Below are 22,707 nucleotides of genomic sequence, written 5' to 3' on the forward strand. Positions count from 1 at the left end.
GAACTAGATGCTTTACCTCGATCTTGGTCACCCTCGCCCCGAATTCCGTCAACCGCAAGAAACCCGGAAAGCAAAAACCGCCCCGACCCCAAACAGGGCCGAGACGGTCTTTAACCCAGAACTAAACCTCAGTTCTTACCACCAGCAAGCTTCTCGCGAAGAGCAGCGAGAGCCTCATCGGTAGCCAGAGTTCCAGCAGGCTCCTCAGTCGCACGCGCCGGAGCAGGCGAGCTGGAAGAGGTCGACGACGGCGCAGCACCGGGAACCACGGCCGGAGCCGGGTTGAGGGCCGCCTCGGCGTCGGCGTCGCGGGACGCCTGGACCTGCTTGGTGTGCGCCTCCCAGCGCTCGCGGGCATCAGCGTACTGCTTCTCCCACGTCTCGCGCTGCTTCTCGTACCCCTCGAGCCACTCGCCCGTCTCCGGGTCGAAGCCTTCGGGGTAGATGTAGTTGCCCTCGGCGTCGTACGTCGCGGCCATGCCGTAGAGGGTGGGGTCGAAGTGCTCCTCGCCCTCGACGAAGCCCTCGTTGGCCTGCTTGAGCGACAGGCTGATGCGGCGGCGCTCCAGGTCGATGTCGATGACCTTGACCAGGACGTCGGAGCCGACCTGGACGACCTGCTCGGGCAGTTCGACGTGGCGCTCGGCGAGCTCGGAGATGTGCACCAGGCCCTCGATGCCGTCGTCGACGCGGACGAAGGCGCCGAACGGGACCAGCTTGGTGACCTTGCCCGGCACGATCTGGTTGATCGCGTGGGTGCGGGCGAACTGGCGCCACGGGTCTTCCTGGGTGGCCTTCAGCGACAGCGACACGCGCTCGCGGTCGAGGTCGACGTCGAGAACCTCGACCTCGACCTCCTGGCCGACCTCGACGACCTCGGACGGGTGGTCGATGTGCTTCCAGGAGAGCTCGGAGACGTGCACCAGGCCGTCGACGCCACCGAGGTCGACGAACGCGCCGAAGTTGACGATCGAGGACACGACGCCCTTGCGGACCTGGCCCTTCTGCAGCTTGTTGAGGAACTCGGTGCGCACCTCGGACTGGGTCTGCTCGAGCCAGGCCCGGCGGGACAGGACCACGTTGTTGCGGTTCTTGTCCAGCTCGATGATCTTCGCCTCGAGCTCGCGGCCGACGTACGGCTGCAGGTCGCGCACGCGGCGCATCTCGACCAGGGAGGCCGGCAGGAAGCCCCGCAGGCCGATGTCGAGGATGAGGCCGCCCTTGACCACCTCGATGACCGAGCCGCGGACGACGCCGTCGTCTTCCTTGATCTTCTCGATCGTGCCCCACGCCCGCTCGTACTGCGCGCGCTTCTTCGAGAGGATCAGACGGCCTTCTTTGTCCTCCTTGGTGAGGACGAGAGCTTCGATGTGGTCACCGACCGACACCACTTCCGCGGGGTCCACGTCATGCTTGATCGACAACTCACGCGAGGGGATCACGCCCTCGGTCTTGTAGCCGATGTCGAGCAGGACCTCGTCCCGATCGACCTTGACGACGGTGCCTTCGACAATGTCGCCGTCGTTGAAGTACTTGATGGTCTCGTCGATGGCGGCGAGGAAAGCTTCCTCAGAGCCGAGATCGTCGACGGTGACCCTGTTGGCGCTCGAGGTGGCCTCGATGCTGCTCGTCATGTGGACTGTTGCTCCGAACGGATGGTGTCGTGGTGGCTCTCGCGCGCCGCGGAACTGCCGACCGCCGCGGCACGAACATCCGTTGTGATCATGACGATGAATGTCAGATCAGGCGAGTGGATCATGCCGAGACCGACGACCACGGAACCTGCTCCCTGCCGAGGCACACGATCCGCGAGCGCATCGACTAGCTTACCGTGCGCATTACCACAGGTTGCAAGCCCTCCGGAGGAGGCGGCCACATTGTTCGGCGGAAACCCCTCATCGTGCCCGCAATATGCCGAATCCGGACGGCGACACGCCTGCCGTACCGTTGCCGCGTGATCGACATCCCTTCGGAGACCACCGAGGCCGAGACGCACGTGACGCGGCGCACCATCAGCGACGACGAGAGCCGGTCGGCCAGCCGCGCCTGGTGGGACCTCGACGCCGACGACTACCAGGCCGAGCACGGCCGGTTCCTGGGTGACGTCGACTTCGTCTGGTGCCCCGAGGGGCTGCGCGAAGCCGACGCACGGCTGCTCGGCGACGTACGGGGAAAGAAGGTCCTGGAACTCGGCGCCGGCGCCGCCGCCGGCGCCCGGTGGCTCTCCGGGCAGGGCGCCGAGGTCGTGGCCATGGACCTCTCCGCGGGCATGCTGCGGCACGCCCGCGAGGCGGGCGAGCGTTCCGGCGTACGCGTCCCCCTCGTGCAGGCCGACGCCCTGGCCCTTCCGTTCCCGTCGGGTGCCTTCGACATCGTGTGCACGGCGTTCGGCGCGATCCCGTTCGTGGCCGACTCGGGCGCCGCGATGCGCGAGGTGGCCCGGGTCCTCCGGCCGGGTGGTTCCTGGGTGTTCTCGATCACCCACCCGATGAGGTGGATCTTCTGGGACGAGCCGGACGAGTCGGGGCTGGTGGCCCGCAACTCCTACTTCGACCGGACCCCGTACGTGGAGACCGACGAGCAGGGCGTGCCGACGTACATCGAGCAGCACCGCACCCTGGGTGACCGGGTCCGCGAGCTGGTGGCGGCGGGTTTCGTGCTGCGGGACCTCGTCGAGCCGGAGTGGCCGGCCGGGCACGAGGAGATCTGGGGTCAGTGGAGCCCGCTGCGCGGGCGGCTGTTCCCCGGCACGGCGATCTTCGTGACCGACCGGCCGTAGGCCGTTTTCCCCGGTCGCCTGCGGGTATGCGGCGGCCATGAGCGAATTCGGCGAAGGCGACCACGTCCGCTGGCGCAGCCACGGCGAGGTCGTGCACGGGACGGTCGAGAAGAAGATCACCGAGCGCACCTCGGCGGCCGGGCGGACCGTGGACGCTTCGCCCGAGGACCCGCAGTACAGGGTCAGGAGCGACAAGACCGGGCGGGACGCGGTGCACAAGCCGGAAGCGCTGCGGCGGGACTGACGCGCTTCTGGCCCCCTCGCGGGAGGGGGCCGATCGAGGCGGAACGCCGGGGCGGGTCAGCCGCCGGTGACGTTGGAGATGACGGAACTGACGTCGAGGACGGCGCCCATCACGGCCAGGGCGGCCGGGATGAGACGGTAGTAGACCCAGGTGCCGCGACGGTCGCTGTCGACCAGGCCGGCCTCGCGCAGAACTTTGAGGTGATGCGAGATGGTCGGGCCGCTGAGCTCGAACTCCCCGGTCAGATCGTTGACACACACCTCGCCGGCGCGAGCCGACGCGATCATTGAAAGCAACCGGAGGCGAACAGGGTCGCCCACGGCCTTGAACATCCGTGCGAAGTTGTCGGCACGGCCGGCGTCGATCGGCGCCCGCACCACCGACGCGGCACTGGAGGCCGCTGATGGATCACCCATCGGGGGGAGGCTCGGCATCTCTCTAGCTTCGCAGATCAACTGGGGAGTCCTGAAGCCCGGCTGCCTAAACGTAAGCTGGGAAAATCCCAAAATATCGCCTGGTGAACCAGGTAATCACGCCCCGGCGCCGTCCCGACACGGACAAGTGGATCAAGTTCGCCCGTTTCGCCCGTTACGGCGAGCGGGTGACCTCCTTTAGTGGTCCGCGCCGGTTGCGTCGCTTTTAGCGGTCGGCGCCGTTTCGGCCGCGGCCGGCGGTCGATGCCGTTCCGGCCGCCGGGCGCGTCGGCGCCGGTTTCGGCCGGCTTTCAGCGGCCGGCCGCCGTTTCGGCCTGACAGGGGCGGGGCGCCGTTTCGACCTGACCGCGGCCGGGCGCCGTTTCGGCCTGACAATGGCCGGGCGCCGTTTCGGCCTGACAGCGGCCGGGCGCCGTTTCAGCCGCTCTCAGAGATCGGGTGCGGTTTTGGCCGCTCTCAGTGGTCGGCGCCGTTCCAGTCGCGGCCTGAGCCGACCGAGACCTCCAGCGGGACCGACAGCGGGTGGGCGCCGCCCATTTCGGCCCGGACCAGGGCCTCGAGCGGCTCGCGCTCGCCCGGGGCGACGTCGAAGACCAGCTCGTCGTGGACCTGCAGCAGCATGCGCGACTTCAGGCCGGACTCCTTCAGGGCCCGGTCGACGCGGAGCATCGCGACCTTGATGATGTCGGCCGCCGAGCCCTGGATCGGCGCGTTGAGGGCCATGCGCTCGGCCATCTCGCGGCGCTGGCGGTTGTCGCTCGACAGGTCGGGCAGGTAGCGGCGACGGCCGAGGATGGTGGCCGTGTAGCCGTCCTGCACGGCCCGGCGCACGACCGCCTGCAGGTAGTCGCGGACGCCGCCGAAGCGCTCGAAGTATTCGTCCATCAGCGCGCGGGCCTCGTCGACCGAGATCGTGAGCTGGTTGGACAGGCCGAACGCGCTCAGGCCGTAGGCCAGGCCGTAGTTCATCGCCTTGATCTTGCGGCGCTGGTCGGGCACGACCTCCTCGACCGGCACGTGGAAGACCGAGGACGCGGTCGCGGCGTGGAAGTCGAACGCCGAGTTGAACGCGGCGATCAGCGCCGCGTCGCCGGACAGGTGCGCCATGATGCGCATCTCGATCTGGCTGTAGTCGGCGGTCATCAGCTGCTCGAACCCCGGTCCGACGACGAAGGCCCGGCGGATGCGCCGGCCCTCCTGAGTGCGGATCGGGATGTTCTGCAGGTTGGGGTCGGTCGACGACAGGCGGCCCGTGGCGGCCACGGTCTGGTTGAACGTGGTGTGGATGCGGCCGTCGTCAGAGACCGACTTGAGCAGGCCGTCGACCGTCGACTTGAGCTTGGCGACGTCGCGGTGGCGCAGCAGGTGCGCCAGCAGCGGGTCCTCGGTCTGGGCGAACAGGCTCTGCAGCGCGTCGGCGTCGGTGGTGTAACCCGACTTGATCTTCTTGGTCTTGGGCAGGCCCCGCTCGTTGAACAGGATCTCCTGCAGCTGCTTGGGCGAGCCGAGGTTGAACTCGCGGCCGACCACCTCGTGCGCGACCTGCTGGGCGGCCTTGACCTCGGCCGCGAAGTGGGCCTCGAGCTCGGAGAGGTATTCGGTGTCGGCGGCGATGCCCAGGTGCTCCATCTCGCCGAGCACCTCGGACAGCGGCTGCTCGACCTCCATCAGCAGCTTCTGGGAGTCGCCGTCGTCGCGCGACAGCTCCTCGGTGAGCACGTCGGCCAGGTCGAGGGTGGCCCGGGCGCGCAGCATGACGCCCTGCTCGGCCGCGCCCTCGTCGGTGCCGAGGCCGTCGAAGGTGAGCTGACCGGTCTCCGGTTCCTCGACGCGCAGCTCGCGCTTGAGGTAGCGCAGCGCGAGGTCGGTCAGGTCGTAGGCCCGCTGGTCGGGCTTGGCCAGGTAGGCGGCGAGCGCGGTGTCGACGCGTACGCCCGAAAGCTGCCAGCCATGCGCCCGCATGGCCAACGAGGCGGGTTTGGCGTCGTGGACGACCTTGGGCCGCCCGGGGTCGGCGATCCAGGCGGCGACCGCCTGCTCGTCGGTCTCGTCGAGGGCGGCCGGGTCGAACCAGGCCGCCGGGCCGTCACCGGTGGCGACGGCGACCCCGGTGAGCCGGCCGGTGCCCCGCCCGAAGTGGCCGGTGACCGCGACCCCGACCGGGGCCGCGGTGGCGTGCGTGGCGAGCCAGGGCGCGACCGTGCCCGGGGCGAGGATCTCGCCGGCCAGGTCGAAGCCGGCCTCGGCCTCAGGCTCGACCGCGTCGAGGTAGGAGTAGAGCCGCTCGCGCAGCACCCGGAACTCGAGCGCGTCGAAGACCCGGTGGACGGCCTCGCGGTCCCAGCCGTGCCACTTCGCGTCCTCGGGGCGCAGCGACAGCTCGAGGTCGGTGTGCAGCCGGTTGAGGTCGTAGTTGCGCATCACCTCGGCCAGGTGGGCGCGCAGGCTCTCGCCGGCCTTGCCCTTGACCTTGTCGGCGTTGGCGATGATGCCGTCGAGACCGCCGTATTCGTTGATCCACTTGGCGGCGGTCTTGTCGCCGACGCCGGGCACCCCGGACAGGTTGTCGCTGGTCTCGCCGACCAGGGCCGCCTTGTCGCGGTAACGCGACGGGGGGACGAAGTATTTGGCCTCGATCGCCTCGGGGGTCATGCGCCAGACCTCGGAGACGCCGCGCACCGGGTAGAGGATCGTGACGTGCTCGTCGGCGAGCTGGAACGCGTCGCGGTCGCCGGAGGAGATGACCACCTCCATGCCGGCCGCGCGGCCCTGCGTGGCCAGCGTGGCGATCACGTCGTCGGCCTCGTAGTTGTCCTTCTCGACGACCGGGATGCGCAGCGCCTCCAGCACCTCCTTGATCAGGCTGACCTGACCCTGGAACGGCTGCGGCGTCTCGGAGCGGCCGGCCTTGTAGTCGGCGTAGATCGCGGTGCGGAAGGAGATGCGGGACAGGTCGAACGAGACCACGATGTGGGTCGGTTTCTCGTCGCGCAACATGTTGATCAGCATCGACGTGAAACCGAACACCGCGTTCGTCGCCTGGCCGGTCGCGGTGCTGAAGTTTTCCACCGGCAGGGCGAAGTAGGCCCGGTAGGCCAGGGAGTGGCCGTCGAGCAGCAGTAAACGGGGGGTCTGGGCGTCGTCGCTCACGTCGGTGAACTCTAGTCGTGGGGTCCGACATAATCGCCGCCCGCCCCGCCCGGCTTACAGCACCTTGCTGAGGAATGCCTTGGTTCGTTCCTGCTGCGGATTGGCGATGATCTCGCGCGGCTCACCCTTCTCGACCACCACGCCGCCGTCCATGAAGATCAGGGAGTCACCCACCTCGCGGGCGAAGCCGATCTCGTGGGTGACCACGACCATGGTCATGCCGTCGCGGGCCAGGTTCTTCATGACGTCGAGGACCTCACCGACCAGCTCCGGGTCGAGCGCGCTGGTCGGCTCGTCGAACAGCATCAGCTTGGGGCGCATCGCCAGCGCGCGGGCGATCGCGACCCGCTGCTGCTGGCCGCCGGAGAGCTGGCTCGGGTAGTTGCCGCTCTTGTCGGCCAGGCCGACCCGGTCGAGCAGCGCCGCGGCCCGCTCCCGGACCTCCGCCTTGCTCTCCCCCTTGACCCGGCACGGCGCCTCCATGACGTTCTGCAGCACCGTCATGTGGGGGAACAGGTTGAACCGCTGGAACACCATGCCGATCGAGCGGCGCTGGCGCGAGACGTCCTTCTCGCCCATCTCGTGCAGCTTGCCCTTGCGCTCGTGGTAGCCCATCAGCTCGCCGTCGACGAAGATGCGGCCGGCGTTGATCTTCTCGAGGTGGTTGATGCAGCGCAGGAACGTCGACTTGCCGGAGCCCGAGGGGCCGAGCACGCAGCACACCTCACCCGGCTTGACCACCAGGTCGACGCCCTTGAGCACCTCGAGCGACCCGTACGCCTTGTGGACGTTGTCGGCCCGGATCATCTCGGCGGCCGTCGTGCCCGCATCGAGGTCGCTCATGTGGCCTCCCCTTCCACCGACACCCGCCCGGTCTGCTCGACCTGTATGTCGCGCAGACGCTGCCGGGCCTGGCCGGTCGTACCGTAGCCGCGGCCGAAGTGCCGCTCCACGAAGAACTGTCCGATCATCAGGATGCTGCACAGGATCAGGTACCACAGCAGCGCGGCGACCAGCACCGGCAGAACCACGAACGTTCGCGACTCCACCGCCGTGAGCTGGAAGAACAACTCCCCGGTGACCGGGACGTAGGCGACCAGCGAGGTGTCCTTGACCATCGCGATGACCTCGTTGCCGGTCGGCGGCACGATCACCCGCATCGCCTGCGGCAGCACGATGCGCCGCAGCACCTGGCCGCGCGACATGCCCAGCGCCACCGCCGCCTCGGCCTGCCCGGGGTCGATCGACTGGATGCCGGCCCGGATGATCTCGGCCATGTAGGCCGCCTCGGACAGGCCGAGCGCCAGCATGCCCGCCGTGAAGCCGGCCAGCAGGTCGACCGCCCGGATGCTGTAGAACTGCGCGTTCAGGTCGTGGATGCCGAACAGCTTGCCGATCTGCGAGTCGAACGGCAGGCCGAAGCCGATCCGGCTCCACAGGATGTTCAGGTTGCCGAAGAGGATGGCGAGCACGAGGCGCGGCGCGGCCCGGAAGAACCACGTGTAGATCCAGGCGACCGTCGACAGGACCCGGTTCGGCGACAGCCGCATGATCGCGACGACCACGCCGAGCACGATGCCGATGAGCATCGCCGTGATGGTCAGCAGGATGGTGCCGCGCAGGCCCTGCAGAACCGGGTCGGTGAACATCACGCCGCGCTTGCCCGGTGCGTACGAGGACAAGATGAACGACCACTTGAAAGCCTTGTTCGTCACCAGCAGGTGCACGAACATCGCGGTCAGGACGGCCAGGACCGCCAGGGTGGCCCAGCGGCCGGGGTGCCGCACGGGCACGGCCTTGATCGCTTCAGGCCGTGCCCGTCCGGATGGTGTCTGCTCCGTCATGCCGGTGGCTCAGGACGTCGCCGGCGGGTTGACCGCGGGGGCCGTGATCGCGCCGGCGGAGACGCCCCACTTGTCGAGGATCTGCTTGTAGGTGCCGTCCGCGATGAGCGCCTGCACCGCGCCGCTGATCGCGTCGGCGAAGTCGGTCTGGGTCTTGCCGACCGCGTAGCCGTACGGCGCCGAGTCGTAGATGTCGCCGATCAGGGCGAGCTGACCGCTGGTCTGCTTCACCGCGTACGCCGCGACCGGCGAGTCGGCGAGCATCGCGTCGTCCTTGCCGGTGACGACCGCGTTGGTGGCGTCCGACTGCTTCTGGTACTGGTCGATCGTGATCTTGCCGGAGGTGCACGCCTTGTTGCGCTTCGTGATGTCGTCGACCTGGACCGTGCCGGTCTGCACCGCGATCTTCTTGCCGCAGGCGGTGTCGGGGGTGATGGTCGACCCCGCCTTGGCCGCCCACTGGGTACCGGCCGAGAAGTAGGAGATCATCGTGACCTGCTTCTCACGCTCCGCGTTGATCGTGAACGACGAGACGCCGACGTTGTACTTCCCGCTGTTCACACCCGGGATGATGCCGGTGAAGTCGGCCGACTGCCAGTCGGTGGTCAGGCCCAGCTTGGCGGCCACGGCGTTGAACAGGTCGACGTCGAACCCGATCACCGTCTTGCCGTCGGCGTCGAGGAACTCGCTCGGCGCGTACGTCGAGTCGGTGCCGATCGTCAGCTTGCCGGCCGACTTGATGTCGGCCGGGACCTTCGCGGCCAGCGCGGCGTCGACCCCGCCGCTGCCGCCGCTCGCCGAGGCGGCCGGAGCCGCGCCGGTGCCGGTGCCGTCGCCGGATTCCGACCCGCAGGCGGCCACCGAGGTGGCGAGAGCCGCCGCAACGGCCAGGCCGAGGATCGCCCGCCGGCCAGGAGAAGTGCGGAACATCGAATATCTCCTCAGAACGGATGTATCGGTTATGCGACGCCCAGGTAGGCGTCCTTGACCGCGGGATCGTCGAGCAGTTCCGCGCCGGTGCCCGCCTTGACGATCCGCCCGGTCTCCAGAACGTAAGCCCGGTGGGCCCGCGAGAGTGCCTGCTGCGCGTTCTGTTCCACCAGCAGCACAGTGGTGCCCTGCTGGTTGATCTCCACGATGATGTCGAAGATCTGCTGGATCAGGATCGGCGCCAGACCCATCGACGGCTCGTCGAGCAGCAGCAGCTTCGGCCGGCTCATCAGCGCCCGGCCCACCGCCAGCATCTGCTGCTCACCGCCGGACAGCGTGCCGCCGGCCTGCTTCTCGCGCTCCTGCAACCGCGGGAACAGCGTGAACGCCCGCTGCATGTCCTCGTCGATCTCCGACCGGTTACGCCGCGTGTAGGCGCCCATCTCCAGGTTTTCCCGCACCGTCATGCCCGGGAAGATGCCCCGGCCCTCCGGCGACTGCGAGACACCGCGGACGACCCGCAGGTCGGCGCGCAGCTTCGTGATGTCCTGGCCGTCGAACTTGATCGAACCCTTCGCGACCGGCCGCAGGCCCGAGATCGCCCGCATCGTCGTCGACTTGCCGGCGCCGTTGGCGCCGATCAGCGCGACGATCTCGCCCTGACCCACCGTCAGGCTGATGCCGTGCAGGGCCTCGATGTGCCCGTACAGCAGGGTGATGTTGTCCAGCTCAAGCAGCATCGGTCGGCACTCCCAGGTACGCGGCGATGACCGCCGGGTTGTCCCGCACCTCGGCGGGCGTCCCCTCGGCGATCTTCCTGCCGAACTCCAGCACGACGATCCGGTCGGTGACGCCCATGACCAGGCGCATGTCGTGCTCGATCAGCAGCACGGTCACCCCGGTGTCCCGGATCTTGCGGATGAGCTTGAGCAGCTCCTCCTTCTCGGCCGGGTTGAAGCCGGCGGCCGGCTCGTCCAGGCAGAGCAGGATCGGGTTGGTGGCCAGCGCCCGGGCGATCTCCAGCCGGCGCTGCTCGCCGTAGGAGAGGTTGCGGCTGACCTCGCCGGCCCGGTTGGCGATGCCGACGAAGCGCAGCAGCTCCATCGAGCGGTCCCGGCCCTGCTGTTCCTCTTTCCAGTGCCGGGGCAGCCGGAACAGTGCCGACAGGACGCTCGTCTTGTGGTGGGCGTCCGCGCCGACCATCACGTTTTCCAGGGCGGTCATCTCCGGGAAGAGCCGCACGTTCTGGAAGGTACGGGCGATGCCGCTGCGCGTGATCTGGTGCTTCTTGCGCCCGACGATCGACGAGCCGTTGAACACGATGGACCCGCTGGTCGGCCGGTAGACGCCGGTCATCGCGTTGAAGCAGGTCGTCTTGCCGGCGCCGTTCGGCCCGATCAGGCCGAAGATCTCCCCGCGGCGCAGCGAGAACGACACGTCGTTGAGAGCGACCACACCGCCGAACCGCAGCGTGACGTGGTCGAGCACCAGCAGATCGTCGCCGTCGCCGACCGCCGGGTCGGGACCGGCGCCCTCGACCGAGGCCGTGATGCCCGCCGGGCCGGTCGGGGCCGGCTCGTCGACCGGCCGCTCGTTCTCCCGGTCCAGCTCCTCGGGCGTCTCGATGTGCGGCTCACTCACTGCGGAGCCACCTCCTTCTCGCGGTCCTTCAGCTCCATCGCCCGGCGACGGCTCGGAATCAGGCCCTGCGGCCACACGATCATGATCACCAAGATCGCGAGACCGAACAACGCGAACCGGTACTGGAACAGGTCGGTGTTGAACAGCGAGATGCCGCGCAGCCGGTCGGGGATGTAGGAGATCAGCGCACCACCGAGGATCGCACCCGCGATGTTGCCCGAGCCACCCATGGTCACCGCGGCCACGATCAGGATCGAGAACTGCAGAACGAACGTGCTCGAGTTGACGAAGCCCTGCTCGCCGACCCACAACACGCCGCCCAGACCGCCGACACCGGCACCGATCGTGAACGCCCACAACTTGAACTTGACGGTCCGCACACCCATGATCTCGGCGGCTTCCTCATCCTCCCGGATGGCCAGCCAGGAACGGCCGACCCGGCTCCGGTCCAGATTACGGACACCGATGATGACCACCACGATGATCGTCAGCCCGAGCCAGAAGTACGGCGTGGCGTCGGCCACCCCGAAGATCGGCGACCCGTCGGCGTGCTTGCCCGGCGGATGCGGAATGCCCGACAGGCCCTGGTCACCGCGGGCGAAATTCGGCGTGCTCGTCGCGATGATCCGGATGATCTCGGCGAAACCCAGCGTCACGATCGCCAGATAGTCACCGCGCAACCGCAGCGTCGGCCAGCCCAGGACCAGGCCCGCCAACAACGACACCGCGATCGCCACCGGCACCGCCGCCAGCCACGCCCAATGCGTGTGCCACAGGCTGTCCGACGACGTCAGCAGCGCCACCGTGTAGGCGCCGATCGCGAAGAAGCCCACATAGCCCAGGTCGAGCAGGCCGGCATAACCGACCACGACGTTGAGGCCCAGCGCCAGCAGGATGAAGTACGACATGTTGAACAGGGCGCTCGGCCAGTCGATGCCCTCGGTGATGATTTGCGGCCCGATCCCCGGGATGTTGCCGGCGTAGGGCAGGAAGTAGGCCAGGACCAGCAACGCCAGCATGAGGCCCCAGCGCACCGGAGCCGGCTGCCGGCCGAACCAGCCCCGCAGACCACCCGACGCGCGCCAGCCCCGGCGCTCCGGAGTCGAAGTCGTCATGCCCGTGCCCTCCCCAGCGACTCGCCCAGCAGGCCCGTCGGACGGAACATCAGAATCAGCACCAGCAGCACGAAAGCGACCGCGTGCTGCCACGCCGTACCGAACAGGCTCGACGCGTAGCTCTCGAGCAGGCCCAGCAACAGGCCGCCCAGCAGGGCGCCGCGCAGGTTACCGATGCCGCCCAGCACCGCGGCCGTGAACGCCTCGATGCCGAGAATCGTGCCCGCGTCGTAGATCGTCGTCCCGATCTTCAGGTCGTACATCACCGCCGCGACGCCGGCCGTCAGACCACCCAGCAGGAAGACCAGCGAGATCACCCGGCCCTTGTTGACGCCCATCAGCGCCGCGCTGTCCGGATTCTGTGCCACCGCGCGCACACCCCGGCCCAGGCGCGACCGGTTGATGAACCGGTCGAGCGCGAACATCGCCAGCAGCGCCAGCACGATGATCAGGATCTGCAGGTTGGTGACGTTCATGTTCCCGATCGAGAACACCGTGTTCTGCGGCAGAATCGGCTGGATGCCCCGCGAGTTGTGCTGGGTGAAAACACCCGCCACCTCGGACAGGAACAACGACGCGCCGATCGCGGTGATCAGGAAGGTCAGAGGCGGCGCATTACGCCGCCGCAACGGCCGGTACGCGGCGAACTCCAGCGTCAGGGCCGTCGCACCCGACGCCACCACCGCCGCCACCAGGCCGGCCACCAGCAGGCCCACCATCGGCCAGAACGCCGGCGGCCGCGAGTTCACGGTCAACCCGAACAGGCCCCAGGTCGCCCACGCCGCGTACGTTCCCATCAGGAACACCTCGGAGTGCGCGAAGTTGATCAGGCGGAGAACGCCGTAGACCAGCGTGTAACCCAGCGCGAACAACGCGATGATCGCGCCCTGCGCCAGACCCAGAATCGTCAGCGGCCCGACATTGTGAGCCAAGTTGGAAAAGTGCAAGGAGGGGCTCCCGAAACGACGAGGGCGGTGCGGCCGGAGATCAATCCGGCCACACCCGCCCTACAAACCTTGCGCTATTTGATCAGGACGTCTGGATCTGCTGATCCGGCGCCGGCTGGCCGTCCGCGCCCATCTTGAACGCCCACACCTTGACCAGTGCCGGGTCGAGGTCGCCGTTCGCCTGGAACTTGTACTCGTTCGCGATGCCCTTGTAGTCCACCGTCGACAGGTAGGTGTTCAGCTTCGCCGTGGTGGTGTTACCCGCATCGATGCCCTGCAGGAAGATGTTGGCCGCGTCGAACGCAACGTCCGAGTAGGTGCCGGCCTGCACGTTCCACTTGGTCTTGTAGTCGGTCAGGAACGAACCGGTCGCCTTCGCCGACGGCTGGCACGGGCAGGTCAGGATCGTCCCGGCCGCGTTCGCGTTGCCGGCCGCCTTCGCCAGGCCCGGGTCGTCCATGCCGTCGCCGCCGACCAGCGTGCCCTTCCAGCCACCCGCGCGCAGCTGCTTCAGCAGCAGGCCGCCGTTGGTGTAGTAACCGCCGTAGAACAGCACCGTCGCGCCGCTGCCGACGACCTTCTGAACCGTGCTCGAGAAGTCGGTCTGCTTGCCGTCACCCTCGGTGTGGTCGGTCTGGACCACCGAGGTGCCGAGCGCCTGCGTCACACCGGTCGCCAGGCCCTGCCCGTACGCCGACTGGTCGTCCGCGACGAAGACCTTGGTCGCCTTCAGCACGTTCTTGATGTACGCACCGGCGGCCGGGCCCTGGTTCGCGTCGCTCGCGACCGCGCGGTGGAAGACCTTCCAGCCCTTCTGCGACAGCGTGATGTTCGTCGCCGACGGGGTGATGGTCGGGATGCCCGCCTGGTCGAAGATCGGGTTGGCCGCCTGCGACTCGCCGGAGAACGGCGGGCCGACGACACCGAGGATCTTCTTGTCGGCGACCAGGCTCCGGGCCACACCCGGCGCCACCGACTCCGAACCCTGCGAGTCGAACTTCTTCACGGTGATGCAGTTCGAGCCCTTTTTCTGGTTGTACTGGTCAACCGCCAGCTCGAAACCCTGCTCGATGTTGACACCGAGGTTCGACGAGGAACCCGTCAGCGCCCCGAAGTACGCCAGCTCGTAACCACAGCCCGAACCGCCACTGCTGGCCTTGTCGTCGTTGGAGCTGCTGCTATTGCAAGCGGCGGCACCGGCGATCATGCCGATGACGGCCACACCGCCGATGGCGCGTGCGAGAACCTGCCTCAAGGTCGGAACCCCTCCTCCATACCGAACTCACCGAGCCACCGGCGGCCGATTGGCACTTGCCCGCGCCACGGCCACCGCTGCCCGTCATGGGGCGGGACGCTATCCCACGTTCCGGGCTCGAAGTAAGACTTCGATCGGGCTTTCACCGAACCGTTACGTGGGGTGACGCCAAGACCGGAGTAGGTGTCACATCACCACGATCAGGAGCTGCTCAACTGGTCGTCTCCTGCGGCGCGCCCCCGGCCTCCTGGCCCTCGGCCAGAATGCGGTCCGCGACCTCACGCATCGTCATCCGGTGATCCATCGCGGTGCGCTGGATCCACTTGAACGCCTGCGGCTCGGTCATCTGGTATTTCGTCATCAGCTCGCCCTTGGCGCGCTCCACCGACTTGCGGGTCTCCAGGCGGTCGGTCAGGCCGGCCACCTCCGACTCCAGGGCGGCGATCTCCGAGTACCTCGACAGGGCGATCTCGACCGCGGGCACCAGGTCGGACTTCTGGAACGGCTTCACCAGGTACGCCATCGCACCGGCGGCGCGCGCCCGCTCGACCAGGTCACGCTGGCTGAACGCGGTCAGAATGACCACCGGGGCGATCCGGCCGCCGGCGATCCGCTCGGCCGCCGCCAGGCCGTCCATGATCGGCATCTTGATGTCGAGGATGACCAGGTCCGGACGGAGGTCCTCGGCCAGGCGGACGGCGGTCTCGCCGTCACCGGCCTCACCGACGACGTCGTAGCCCTCCTCGACGAGCATCTCGGCCAGATCCAGACGAATCAGAGCCTCGTCCTCGGCGATGAGCACCCGCCTGCGCTCGGCACCAGCCTGCGTGTCGGCCACGGATCCCTTACCCCCAACACTCCCGAAGTCGCGACACCCCGGTATGTGGGTGTCGCCGCCCTAAGCCTAGTAGGTAGGCTGTCCCCTGCTCGGGTCAGCGTGACCTTGTCACGCAGAACCGTGCATGCCGGGGTGGAGGAATGGCAGACTCGGGTCACTCAAAATGATCTGTCCGAAAGGGCGTGCGGGTTCGAATCCCGCCCTCGGCACCACAGAAAATTGTCGTACCCCTGTTCGATAATGGGGGTATGCATCCACCGGAGCTCCGTAAAAAGGCACTCAGACTGCGCGCTACGGGCGTTTCTTTCGGCGATATCTGCCGCGATCTTGGATTGTCCCGAAATACCGTCGGCCACTGGTTTTACGGCGAACGGGCTCGGCACCGGGCGGAACTCGATGCCGAGCGGCCGCGATGCCCGCGATGCGATCGACCACCGCGGCTGCCGGATGATCAAGCGTCCTATGCCTACCTACTCGGCCTCTACCTTGGCGACGGTCATCTCGTCACCCGGGCGCGGGTTCCCGTGCTCCGCGTGTTCTGTGCCGACGCCTGGCCGGGCCTGATCGACGAGTGCGAGAGCGCGATGCGCTCGGTCATCGCCAAAAATGTCCAAAGAGTACAGAAAACCGGGTGCGTGGGGGTCCAGAGCTATTCGATGCACTGGCCTTGCCTTCTGCCGCAGCACGGACCCGGGATGAAACACCAGCGGCGGATCGCCCTGACCGGGTGGCAGCAGTCGGTGGTCGATGTCCATCCCGGTGGACTGCTCCGCGGATTTATTCACTCGGACGGCTGCCGGACGACGAATCGAATAAAGCGCGGCGACAAGTTCTATGCCTATCCCCGCTACAACTTCTCCAATGAATCCGGCGACATCATGGCGCTCTGCCAGAAGTCGCTGGACCGGCTCGGCATCCCGTGGCGGATGTGCCGGCGCAACATGCTTTCGGTGGCGCGCCGGGAGGCGGTCGCTCGGCTGGATGAGTTCGTCGGGCCGAAGTGGTGACCGATCCGGCCCGGACGGGCAGGATCGGTCACTTCGGCGTCTTGTGCGGGTGCGGGCCCTTGCCGTGCCCGCCCGGGGTGGGCTGCGGGTGGGACGGCGTCGGGTGCTGGGGGCCCGGGTGTGACGGCGTGGTGCGGGCCGAGGGCGCGCCCGACGGCGGCGCGGGAGGCGTGCTCGCGCTCGGCGAGACGGGCGCGCTCCGGGTGGTTGGTGCCGGGCTCGGTGAGCCGGCCGAGCGGCGCAGCCGGTCGCAGTAGCCGGGGATGTGGTCCTCGCCGCCCGCCGCCGTGCGCAGCCGCCGGTGGTCGTCGGTGCTCAGCGAGGGGCCGCCGGGCTGCCAGTCGCTGCACCAGCCGAGTTCGACGGTGGCCGGGCGGGACGGGGACGGCCCGGCCGACGCGACCGGGGACGGGTGGCCGGCGGGGCCTGTTCTCGGCGCCGGTACGCCCAGCGCCGAGAACAGGTGGTGCGCGTGCTGCTGGGCGCCGTCCGGCAGGTTGCCGGTGCGGGCCGCCAGGGCGGTGCCGCCGGACATCAGGAGAGCCAGGGCGGTCAGGGCGGGTGCCAGGACCGACCTCGTCCGGCGTGCGGCGCGGGCAGCACGTTTGCGATGGGCCCGGAAGGCGGCGACGGTGGTTTTCTCGGCGCTCAGCTCGCCCGGGCGGGCGGGGGCACGCAGGGCGTCGAGCAGGGTGCCGAGCCCGGCCTGGGTGGGTCCGGGGGTGTCGCCGACAGCCAGCCGGTCGGCCTCGTCGAGGTCGATCCGCTGGGTTCTCCGCGAGTGCATCGCGTGGAGAAGAGCGCGCAGGGGCCGCATTCTGTTACACCTCCTCCGGGGCGAGTAGGCGGGTTATCTGCGGATTTGCGGCGAGGCGCCGGAGTCCGCGCATGGTGGCGACGCGTACGGCGCCGGGGCGTTTGCCGAGGATGCGGGCGGTGGTGGCCACGTCGAGGCCGGCGACGACACGGAGCATGACCGCCTCGGCCTGGTCGGGTGGGAGGGTGCCGACGAGGCCGAGAGCCCAGGTGGTGGCGTCGTCCTCGAGGGCCTGGGTGGCGGCGTCGGGTGCGGTGCCGCCGTCCGGGTCGGGGGTCGGGGTGGCGGCGCGGCGGCGGCGCTCGTCGATGCCGCGGTGGCGGGCGATGCGGAACAGCCAGCCGCGGAACTCGGCCGGGCCGCCACGGAAGCGGTGCAGGTCGCGGATGACGTGGAGCCAGGTCTCGCTGGCCGCGTCCTCGGCGCGGTCGCCGATGACCACGCGCAGGTAGCGCAGGACGGCGGGTTGCAGGGCGCGCCACAGAGTGGCGAAGCCGGCGGCGTCGCCGTCCTGGGCCGCGCGCAGGGCGTCGGCGAGGTCGCGGTCGGTGGGCAACTGTGCTCCCGGAGGGATGGGGTGTCAGTCCCTTACCCCGCTGTGAATCTGGGCGAACGCCCGGCTGGGTACCTCGATGGATGTTGTCATGTCAGGGACACGATCAGCGGGAGGGCCTCATGTTGTGGTCGGGTTCCTCGTCCCGGGCGGGTGTGCGCGACAGCATGTGGGGGCTGTTGCTGTTCGCGGGGGCGGCGTGGCTGGCGATCGGCTGGAGCGTACTGCGGCTCGAGCCGTCGGACGTGGTGACGGCGGCGTCGGCCGTGCTGTTCTTCGGCGCGTTGTGCGAGGTCGTACGCGCTCTGGTCGGCATGAAGACCTGGTGGCTGAACGCGGGCATGGCCGTGCTGTTCGCCGCTACCGGCGGGGTGCTGCTCGCCGACCGGGGTGAGGCGTATACGACGCCGTTGTCGCTGGTCGCGTGGTTCCTGATGGTGCGCGGGGCGCTGGACGTGGCGGTGTCGGTGATGAACCGCGGGGTGGACCGCACGTGGGGCCTGGTCATGACGCTGGGCCTGGTGCAGGCCGGCCTGGGGTTCGCCGCGGCGACGCCGCCGGTGGCCGCCGCCGATCCGGTGATCGTCACGCTGGGCGGGCTGGCGATGCTGCGGGCGCTGGCCGATCTGACCACCTCGCTGCGGTTGCGGGAGGTGGCGCACGCGCATCACGACGTACTGGAATTGCCGCCGGAGCGGCAGGCGGGAGTGGCCGGCTATTCCGCCGGCCTGGCCGATTTTCCGGCGAAGGCGGCCGAGCCGGCCGGTTCGGCGAAGGCGGCGGGGCCGGCCGGTTCGGCAAAGGCGGCGGGGCCGACTTATCCGGCGATGGCGGCGGGGTCGATGGCGGCGGAGCCGGCGCCGGCGGGCCGGGCCCGGCATCGGGCCGAGTCGTTCCACGACGAGGTGGTGCGGACGACCGCCGACCTCGACACGATGATCAAGAACGCGGGGGTGACCGGGACGGGCGGCACCCAGCAGCGGATTCCGGACAAGCTGCCGCCGGTGCCGGACACGCCCGAGGGGGCGGCCAGCACGACCGCGGCCGGGGAAAATGCCTGATTCCGCGGACACACCTGCCGTGGGGGTTCATGATCAGGTCAGTAGCGGGTACAGCTTCTCCCCGGCCCCGCCGGGCAGGATCCGCAAGCGGCCAGTCGCCGGGCCGGGATCTCGCCGGGCGGGGCTCCCACGTTTCCAGCGCGGCTGACCCACGCGGCGGAGCGAACCGCCTTGGCGAGCGCCGCTCACCCACCCGGCGCGGCAGACCGCCTGATCTAGCTCGGCGAGCGCCGCTCGCCCACGCGGCGGAGCAGGCCCTCCTGTACGGCGCTGGCGATGTGCCGCCCGTCTTCGGTGAACATGCGGCCGCTGGCCAGCCCGCGCCCGCCGCTCGCGGACGGGCTGAGGCAGTCGTAGAGGAACCACTCGTCGGCCCGGAACGGCCGGTGGAACCAGAGCGCGTGGTCGAGGCTCGCGCCGATCACGCCGCCCGGCCCCCACACCTCGCCGTGCACCGAGAGCACCGCGTCGAGCAGGGACAGGTCGGACGCGTACGTCAGGGCGCAGGCGTGCAGCAGCGGGTCGTCGGGCAGCCGGCCGTCGATGCGCATCCACACCTGCTGGCGGTCGGCGGCGACCCGGTCGCCCGGCGGCACCCAGCCGGGCACGCCGACGTAGCGCACGTCGATCGCCTGTGGCGCGGCCGCGAACGACGCCGCGCGGCTCGGATATTGCCGCACCCAGTCGCGCATGGTGCGGACCTCGGTCGGCGGCGGCACGTCGACCGGGGACGGCGTGTGGTGGTCGAGGCCTTCCTCGGTCACCTGGAACGACGCCGACATGAAGAAGATCGTCTTGCCGTACTGCTGGGCGGTCGAGCGGCGGACGGAGAAGGACCGGCCGTCGCGGATCGTCTCGACGGTGAACTCGATCGGCTCGGTCGGGTCGCCCGGCCGCACGAAGTAGCCGTGCAGCGAGTGCACGCGCCGCTCCGGGTCGACGGTGCGGCCGGCGGCGACCAGCGCCTGCCCGGCGACCTGGCCGCCGAACACGCGCTGGGCTCCGGTCTGCGGGCTCTCCCCGACGAACCGGGCCGCGTCGAGCTGTTTGAGGTCGAGGACCTCGAGCAGTTTGTCGACGGCGGCCTGGCCGCTCAGTGGTTGGGTCACTGCACCGACGAGGTGTCGGCCAGGGTGCCGATCTTGTGGACGCGCAGGGTGTTGGTGGAACCGGGCGCGTTCGGCGGGGAGCCGGCCACGACGACCACGAAGTCGCCGGGCCTGGCCAGGCCGAGGTTGAGCATGAGGGTGTCGACCTGCTGGAACATGTCGTCGGTGTGCTGGACGAAGTCGGTCAGGAAGGTCTCGACGCCCCAGCTCAGCGCCAGCTGGTCGCGCACCTCGGCGACCGGGGTGAACGCGTAGAGCGGGAGCTCGCAGTGCAGCCGGGAGAGGCGGCGGACGGTGTCGCCGGTCTGCGAGAACGCCACCAGCGCCTTGGCGCCGATGTTGCGGGCGATCTGGGACGCGGCGACGGTGAGCGCGCCACCGTGTGTGCGCGGGTCGTGCTGGAGACGCGGCACCGGGAACGGGCCCGCCTCGGTGGTCGTGACGATCTTGGCCATGGTGCTGACCGTGAGCACCGGGTATTTGCCGACCGAGGTCTCGCCGGACAGCATGACCGCGTCGGTGCCGTCGAGGACCGCGTTGGCGACGTCGGACGCCTCGGCGCGGGTCGGCCGCGAGTTTTCGATCATCGAGTCGAGCATCTGGGTGGCGACGATGACCGGCTTCGCGTTTTCCCGGCAGAGCTGCACGGCGCGCTTCTGCACCAGCGGCACCTGGTCGAGCGGCAGCTCGACGCCGAGGTCGCCGCGGGCGACCATGACGCCGTCGAACGCCAGGACGATCTCCTCGAGGTGCTCGACCGCCTCCGGCTTCTCCACCTTGGCGATGACCGGGACCGTGCGGCCCTCCTCGGTCATGATCTCCTTGACCAGCTTGATGTCGTCGGGCGAGCGCACGAACGACAGCGCGATCAGGTCGACGCCGAGGCCGAGGGCGAAGCGCAGGTCGGCCTCGTCCTTGTCGCTCATCGCGGGCACGCTGACCGCGACGTTGGGCAGCGAGACGCCCTTGTTGTTGCTGACCGGGCCGCCCTCGACGACCAGGCAGCGGATGTCGGTGCCGCCCTCGACCGCGGAGACCTCGACCGCGACCTTGCCGTCGTCGATCAGCAGGCGGTCGCCGACCTTGACCTCCTCCGGCAGCTTCGTATAGGTGCAGGAGACCCGGTCGGGGGTGCCGAGGATGTCGTCGCTGGTGATGGTGACCAGGTCACCGGTGCGCCACTCGTGCGGCCCGTTGGCGAACTTGCCGAGCCGGATCTTGGGGCCCTGCAGGTCGGCGAGGACCGCGACGGCCCGGCCGGCCTCGGAGGCGGCGCTTCGCACGAGGTCGTACACCTTCTGGTGGTCCTCGTGGCTGCCGTGGCTGAAGTTCATGCGGGCCACGTCCATCCCGGCCTCGACCAGGCCGAGCATCCGCTCGGGGGAGGCGGTGGCGGGCCCCATGGTGCAGACGATCTTTACGCGGCGTGTCACAGCCATCAGGCTAGTCTCTCTTCCGGATCGGCCCGGCGGCCGACCCCCGTCATGGGGATGAACTGCGTCTGTCGGGCCTTTTGCGAGGCCCGCGCGCAGCGCCAACTGGGCGGGCGTCGGCGACCGCGGGCAACAGCTTATCGGCCCGCCTCCGGCGGCCGGCCGCGGATCCGGTACGTGGGAGCGCGCCCAAAACGATTACTTTCGGTAACCGGCCAACCGCTTTGCGGACACGGTTCCGGGACCGGCCGGCCGGCGGTCCGCGCCTGTGGCACGGCCACCTCACAGAGGCGCCGGACCGCGTCGCCCGGGTCGAGGTGCCAGAGCACGACCAGCCAGTCGGGGGACGCCACGGCCAGGGTGCGGCCGTCGGGAAGGCGGCGACGAGGGTTTCGCGGCCGTGGAACCAGCGGGCGTCGCCGGCGGCGAACGAGGCCAGGCCGGGGTAGGGCGAGGTGGGCGGCGAGGATCCCGTGCGGCGTGGCGAGCGCAGGTTACGCCCGGTCTGCCGGACCCACGCGCGTATCCCCCAGCGCGCCCGCTCGGACGGAGCCGTCATGGCTCGTCATCGTGTCGTCGTCCGTCCACTGTGCAGAGCCCGTCCACTGTGCAGAGCCCGGCCGGGGCCGCGAGCGGCGGGTGGCCAGCACCGAGCCGGCCAGGATGAGCGCGAAGCCGGCGGCGATGCTCCAGGTCAGCGACTCGTCGAGGAACAGCACGCCGAGCACGACGGCGACCGCCGGGTTGACGTAGGTGATGACCGTCGAGCGGACCGGGCCGACCTCGTCGATCAGGGCGTAGAACAGCAGGAACGCGATCGCCGTGCACAGCAGCGCGAGCACCGCGACCGAGGCGAGCACGGAGGCTTTCGGCCAGGCGTGCGGGAACTCGGCGACCCCGGCCGGCAGATAGATCAGGGCGGTCAGGGTGAGGGCGGCCGCGGTGACCCCGATGCGGGGCGCGCCGGCCAGGCCGTGGGCGAGGATGAACGGGCCCAGCGCGTAGCCGATCGCGACCACGCCCAGCTCGACCAGCGCGACCGCGTTGCCCCGGCCCAGGTCGAGGCCGGCCAGCGCGACCACGCCGAGCAGGCCGACGCCCAGGCCGACCAGGCGGCGGGAGTCGAGGCGGTCGGTGCGGGTCACCCAGCCGAGGACGGCGCCGACCAGCGGGACCGCCGCGATCAGCAGGCCGGTCAGCGAGCTCGACAGGTGGGTCTCGGCCTTCGAGAGCAGCAGCCAGGGCACGGCCAGCTCGGAGACGGTGAACGCGAGCAGCGCCTTCCAGTGCTTGAGCAGCGGTCGGATCTCGCCGCGGGCGAGCGCGACCGGCAGCAGGATCAGCGCGGCCAGGCCGGTGCGGCAGAGCACCAGCGACGCCGGCGACAGCACGTCGACCGCGATCTTGATGAAGAGGTAGGGGACGCCCCAGATCACGCTCATCGCCGCGAACAGCAGCCAGCCTCGCTTGGACACCCGGCACCTCCCCTGTCAGGAGCGATTATGCCTAGCGGTCCTTTCCACCGACAGGGTGACGCCCACGACAGAGGG

Annotated in this window: 22 protein-coding genes and 1 tRNA gene; 5 read left to right on the forward strand and 18 right to left on the reverse strand. The window is 69.4% G+C overall.

What is annotated here, in order from left to right; all coding sequences use genetic code 11:
* Positions 1 to 128: 128 nt before the first annotated feature.
* Both rpsA and AB0M88_RS25455 read right to left on the reverse strand, forming a co-directional pair.
* Positions 129 to 1,634, reverse strand: a complete 1,506-nt coding sequence (rpsA, locus tag AB0M88_RS25450; protein ID WP_364106309.1) for a 30S ribosomal protein S1 — start codon at positions 1,632 to 1,634, stop codon at positions 129 to 131.
* A complete protein-coding gene (locus tag AB0M88_RS25455; protein ID WP_364106311.1) occupies positions 1,631 to 1,777 on the reverse strand; it encodes a hypothetical protein in 147 nt (48 codons plus the stop codon). The genes rpsA and AB0M88_RS25455 overlap by 4 nt, the downstream gene beginning before the upstream one ends.
* Positions 1,778 to 1,831: 54 nt before the next feature.
* Here AB0M88_RS25455 and AB0M88_RS25460 point away from each other — a divergent pair, with 54 nt between their 5' ends.
* A complete protein-coding gene (locus tag AB0M88_RS25460; RefSeq protein WP_364106313.1) occupies positions 1,832 to 2,779 on the forward strand; it encodes a methyltransferase domain-containing protein in 948 nt (315 codons plus the stop codon).
* Between the two features lie 37 nt (positions 2,780 to 2,816).
* A complete protein-coding gene (locus tag AB0M88_RS25465; protein ID WP_364106315.1) occupies positions 2,817 to 3,023 on the forward strand; it encodes a DUF2945 domain-containing protein in 207 nt (68 codons plus the stop codon).
* Positions 3,024 to 3,079: 56 nt separating this feature from the next.
* Here AB0M88_RS25465 and AB0M88_RS25470 read toward each other — a convergent pair whose 3' ends face one another.
* The 11 genes from AB0M88_RS25470 to AB0M88_RS25520 all read right to left on the reverse strand — a co-directional run bounded on the left by AB0M88_RS25470 (position 3,080) and on the right by AB0M88_RS25520 (position 15,177).
* Entirely contained in the window at positions 3,080 to 3,439 is a 360-nt protein-coding gene (locus AB0M88_RS25470) for a metalloregulator ArsR/SmtB family transcription factor (protein ID WP_364106317.1), read from the reverse strand.
* Positions 3,440 to 3,913: 474 nt separating this feature from the next.
* Entirely contained in the window at positions 3,914 to 6,607 is a 2,694-nt protein-coding gene (gene polA, locus AB0M88_RS25475; RefSeq protein WP_364106319.1) for a DNA polymerase I, read from the reverse strand.
* Positions 6,608 to 6,661: 54 nt separating this feature from the next.
* Positions 6,662 to 7,450, reverse strand: coding sequence for an amino acid ABC transporter ATP-binding protein (locus tag AB0M88_RS25480; RefSeq protein WP_364106321.1), 789 nt, complete (start codon positions 7,448 to 7,450; stop codon positions 6,662 to 6,664).
* Complete coding sequence (locus AB0M88_RS25485) at positions 7,447 to 8,451, reverse strand: amino acid ABC transporter permease (protein ID WP_364106323.1); 1,005 nt, start codon at positions 8,449 to 8,451, stop codon at positions 7,447 to 7,449. The genes AB0M88_RS25480 and AB0M88_RS25485 overlap by 4 nt, the downstream gene beginning before the upstream one ends.
* Before the next feature lie 9 nt (positions 8,452 to 8,460).
* On the reverse strand, positions 8,461 to 9,381 hold the full coding sequence (locus tag AB0M88_RS25490) for an ABC transporter substrate-binding protein (protein WP_364106325.1): 921 nt from the start codon (positions 9,379 to 9,381) through the stop codon (positions 8,461 to 8,463).
* A gap of 29 nt (positions 9,382 to 9,410) precedes the next feature.
* Positions 9,411 to 10,121, reverse strand: a complete 711-nt coding sequence (locus AB0M88_RS25495) for an ABC transporter ATP-binding protein (RefSeq protein WP_364106327.1) — start codon at positions 10,119 to 10,121, stop codon at positions 9,411 to 9,413.
* Positions 10,111 to 10,875: an ABC transporter ATP-binding protein gene (locus tag AB0M88_RS25500; RefSeq protein ID WP_364106440.1), complete on the reverse strand. Its 765-nt coding sequence runs from the start codon at positions 10,873 to 10,875 to the stop codon at positions 10,111 to 10,113. The genes AB0M88_RS25495 and AB0M88_RS25500 overlap by 11 nt, the downstream gene beginning before the upstream one ends.
* Before the next feature lie 143 nt (positions 10,876 to 11,018).
* A complete protein-coding gene (locus AB0M88_RS25505) occupies positions 11,019 to 12,137 on the reverse strand; it encodes a branched-chain amino acid ABC transporter permease (RefSeq protein WP_364106329.1) in 1,119 nt (372 codons plus the stop codon).
* Positions 12,134 to 13,084, reverse strand: a complete 951-nt coding sequence (locus AB0M88_RS25510; RefSeq protein ID WP_364106331.1) for a branched-chain amino acid ABC transporter permease — start codon at positions 13,082 to 13,084, stop codon at positions 12,134 to 12,136. The genes AB0M88_RS25505 and AB0M88_RS25510 overlap by 4 nt, the downstream gene beginning before the upstream one ends.
* Positions 13,085 to 13,166: 82 nt before the next feature.
* On the reverse strand, positions 13,167 to 14,339 hold the full coding sequence (locus AB0M88_RS25515; RefSeq protein WP_364106333.1) for a branched-chain amino acid ABC transporter substrate-binding protein: 1,173 nt from the start codon (positions 14,337 to 14,339) through the stop codon (positions 13,167 to 13,169).
* A gap of 211 nt (positions 14,340 to 14,550) precedes the next feature.
* Positions 14,551 to 15,177, reverse strand: a complete 627-nt coding sequence (locus tag AB0M88_RS25520; protein WP_364106335.1) for a response regulator — start codon at positions 15,175 to 15,177, stop codon at positions 14,551 to 14,553.
* Positions 15,178 to 15,303: 126 nt separating this feature from the next.
* On the opposite strand from AB0M88_RS25520, the gene AB0M88_RS25525 reads away from it, so the two are divergent.
* Both AB0M88_RS25525 and AB0M88_RS25530 read left to right on the forward strand, forming a co-directional pair.
* Positions 15,304 to 15,389 (forward strand) — tRNA-Leu (locus tag AB0M88_RS25525).
* Positions 15,390 to 15,425: 36 nt separating this feature from the next.
* Positions 15,426 to 16,184 carry a helix-turn-helix domain-containing protein gene (locus tag AB0M88_RS25530; protein ID WP_364106337.1) on the forward strand — a complete coding sequence of 253 codons (759 nt, stop codon included), beginning with the start codon at positions 15,426 to 15,428 and terminating at the stop codon, positions 16,182 to 16,184.
* A 28-nt stretch (positions 16,185 to 16,212) separates the two neighbouring features.
* On the opposite strand, the gene AB0M88_RS25535 is transcribed toward AB0M88_RS25530, so the two are convergent.
* Both AB0M88_RS25535 and AB0M88_RS25540 read right to left on the reverse strand, forming a co-directional pair.
* A complete protein-coding gene (locus tag AB0M88_RS25535; RefSeq protein ID WP_364106339.1) occupies positions 16,213 to 16,971 on the reverse strand; it encodes a hypothetical protein in 759 nt (252 codons plus the stop codon).
* 34 nt (positions 16,972 to 17,005) lie between these two features.
* Positions 17,006 to 17,557 (reverse strand): RNA polymerase sigma factor, encoded by a 552-nt coding sequence (locus AB0M88_RS25540; RefSeq protein ID WP_364106341.1) that lies wholly within the window; start codon positions 17,555 to 17,557, stop codon positions 17,006 to 17,008.
* Between the two features lie 119 nt (positions 17,558 to 17,676).
* Between AB0M88_RS25540 and AB0M88_RS25545 the strand changes: the two genes are divergently transcribed.
* Positions 17,677 to 18,615 carry a hypothetical protein gene (locus AB0M88_RS25545; protein ID WP_364106344.1) on the forward strand — a complete coding sequence of 313 codons (939 nt, stop codon included), beginning with the start codon at positions 17,677 to 17,679 and terminating at the stop codon, positions 18,613 to 18,615.
* Between the two features lie 215 nt (positions 18,616 to 18,830).
* On the opposite strand, the gene AB0M88_RS25550 is transcribed toward AB0M88_RS25545, so the two are convergent.
* From AB0M88_RS25550 to AB0M88_RS25560, 3 genes are all read right to left on the reverse strand, one after another.
* Positions 18,831 to 19,724 (reverse strand): acyl-CoA thioesterase II, encoded by an 894-nt coding sequence (locus AB0M88_RS25550; protein WP_364106346.1) that lies wholly within the window; start codon positions 19,722 to 19,724, stop codon positions 18,831 to 18,833.
* On the reverse strand, positions 19,721 to 21,163 hold the full coding sequence (gene pyk / locus AB0M88_RS25555) for a pyruvate kinase (protein ID WP_364106348.1): 1,443 nt from the start codon (positions 21,161 to 21,163) through the stop codon (positions 19,721 to 19,723). Before pyk ends, AB0M88_RS25550 begins: the two co-directional genes overlap by 4 nt.
* Before the next feature lie 488 nt (positions 21,164 to 21,651).
* Complete coding sequence (locus AB0M88_RS25560; protein WP_364106350.1) at positions 21,652 to 22,632, reverse strand: EamA family transporter; 981 nt, start codon at positions 22,630 to 22,632, stop codon at positions 21,652 to 21,654.
* Positions 22,633 to 22,707 lie beyond the last annotated feature (75 nt).

This window comes from Actinoplanes sp. NPDC051411 (assembly GCF_040682075.1).
GTDB lineage: Bacteria > Actinomycetota > Actinomycetes > Mycobacteriales > Micromonosporaceae > Actinoplanes.

Excerpts from the sequence above, each read along its gene's own strand:
- rpsA (WP_364106309.1), bottom strand. The coding sequence starts at position 1,634 with ATGACGAGCAGCATCGAGGCCACCTCGAGCGCCAACAGGGTCACCGTC.
- AB0M88_RS25465 (WP_364106315.1), top strand. The coding sequence starts at position 2,817 with ATGAGCGAATTCGGCGAAGGCGACCACGTCCGCTGGCGCAGCCACGGC.
- AB0M88_RS25470 (WP_364106317.1), bottom strand. The coding sequence starts at position 3,439 with ATGGGTGATCCATCAGCGGCCTCCAGTGCCGCGTCGGTGGTGCGGGCG.
- AB0M88_RS25480 (WP_364106321.1), bottom strand. The coding sequence starts at position 7,450 with ATGAGCGACCTCGATGCGGGCACGACGGCCGCCGAGATGATCCGGGCC.
- AB0M88_RS25485 (WP_364106323.1), bottom strand. The coding sequence starts at position 8,451 with ATGACGGAGCAGACACCATCCGGACGGGCACGGCCTGAAGCGATCAAG.
- AB0M88_RS25490 (WP_364106325.1), bottom strand. The coding sequence starts at position 9,381 with ATGTTCCGCACTTCTCCTGGCCGGCGGGCGATCCTCGGCCTGGCCGTT.
- AB0M88_RS25495 (WP_364106327.1), bottom strand. The coding sequence starts at position 10,121 with ATGCTGCTTGAGCTGGACAACATCACCCTGCTGTACGGGCACATCGAG.
- AB0M88_RS25505 (WP_364106329.1), bottom strand. The coding sequence starts at position 12,137 with ATGACGACTTCGACTCCGGAGCGCCGGGGCTGGCGCGCGTCGGGTGGT.
- AB0M88_RS25530 (WP_364106337.1), top strand. The coding sequence starts at position 15,426 with ATGCATCCACCGGAGCTCCGTAAAAAGGCACTCAGACTGCGCGCTACG.
- AB0M88_RS25535 (WP_364106339.1), bottom strand. The coding sequence starts at position 16,971 with ATGCACTCGCGGAGAACCCAGCGGATCGACCTCGACGAGGCCGACCGG.
- AB0M88_RS25545 (WP_364106344.1), top strand. The coding sequence starts at position 17,677 with ATGTTGTGGTCGGGTTCCTCGTCCCGGGCGGGTGTGCGCGACAGCATG.
- pyk (WP_364106348.1), bottom strand. The coding sequence starts at position 21,163 with ATGGCTGTGACACGCCGCGTAAAGATCGTCTGCACCATGGGGCCCGCC.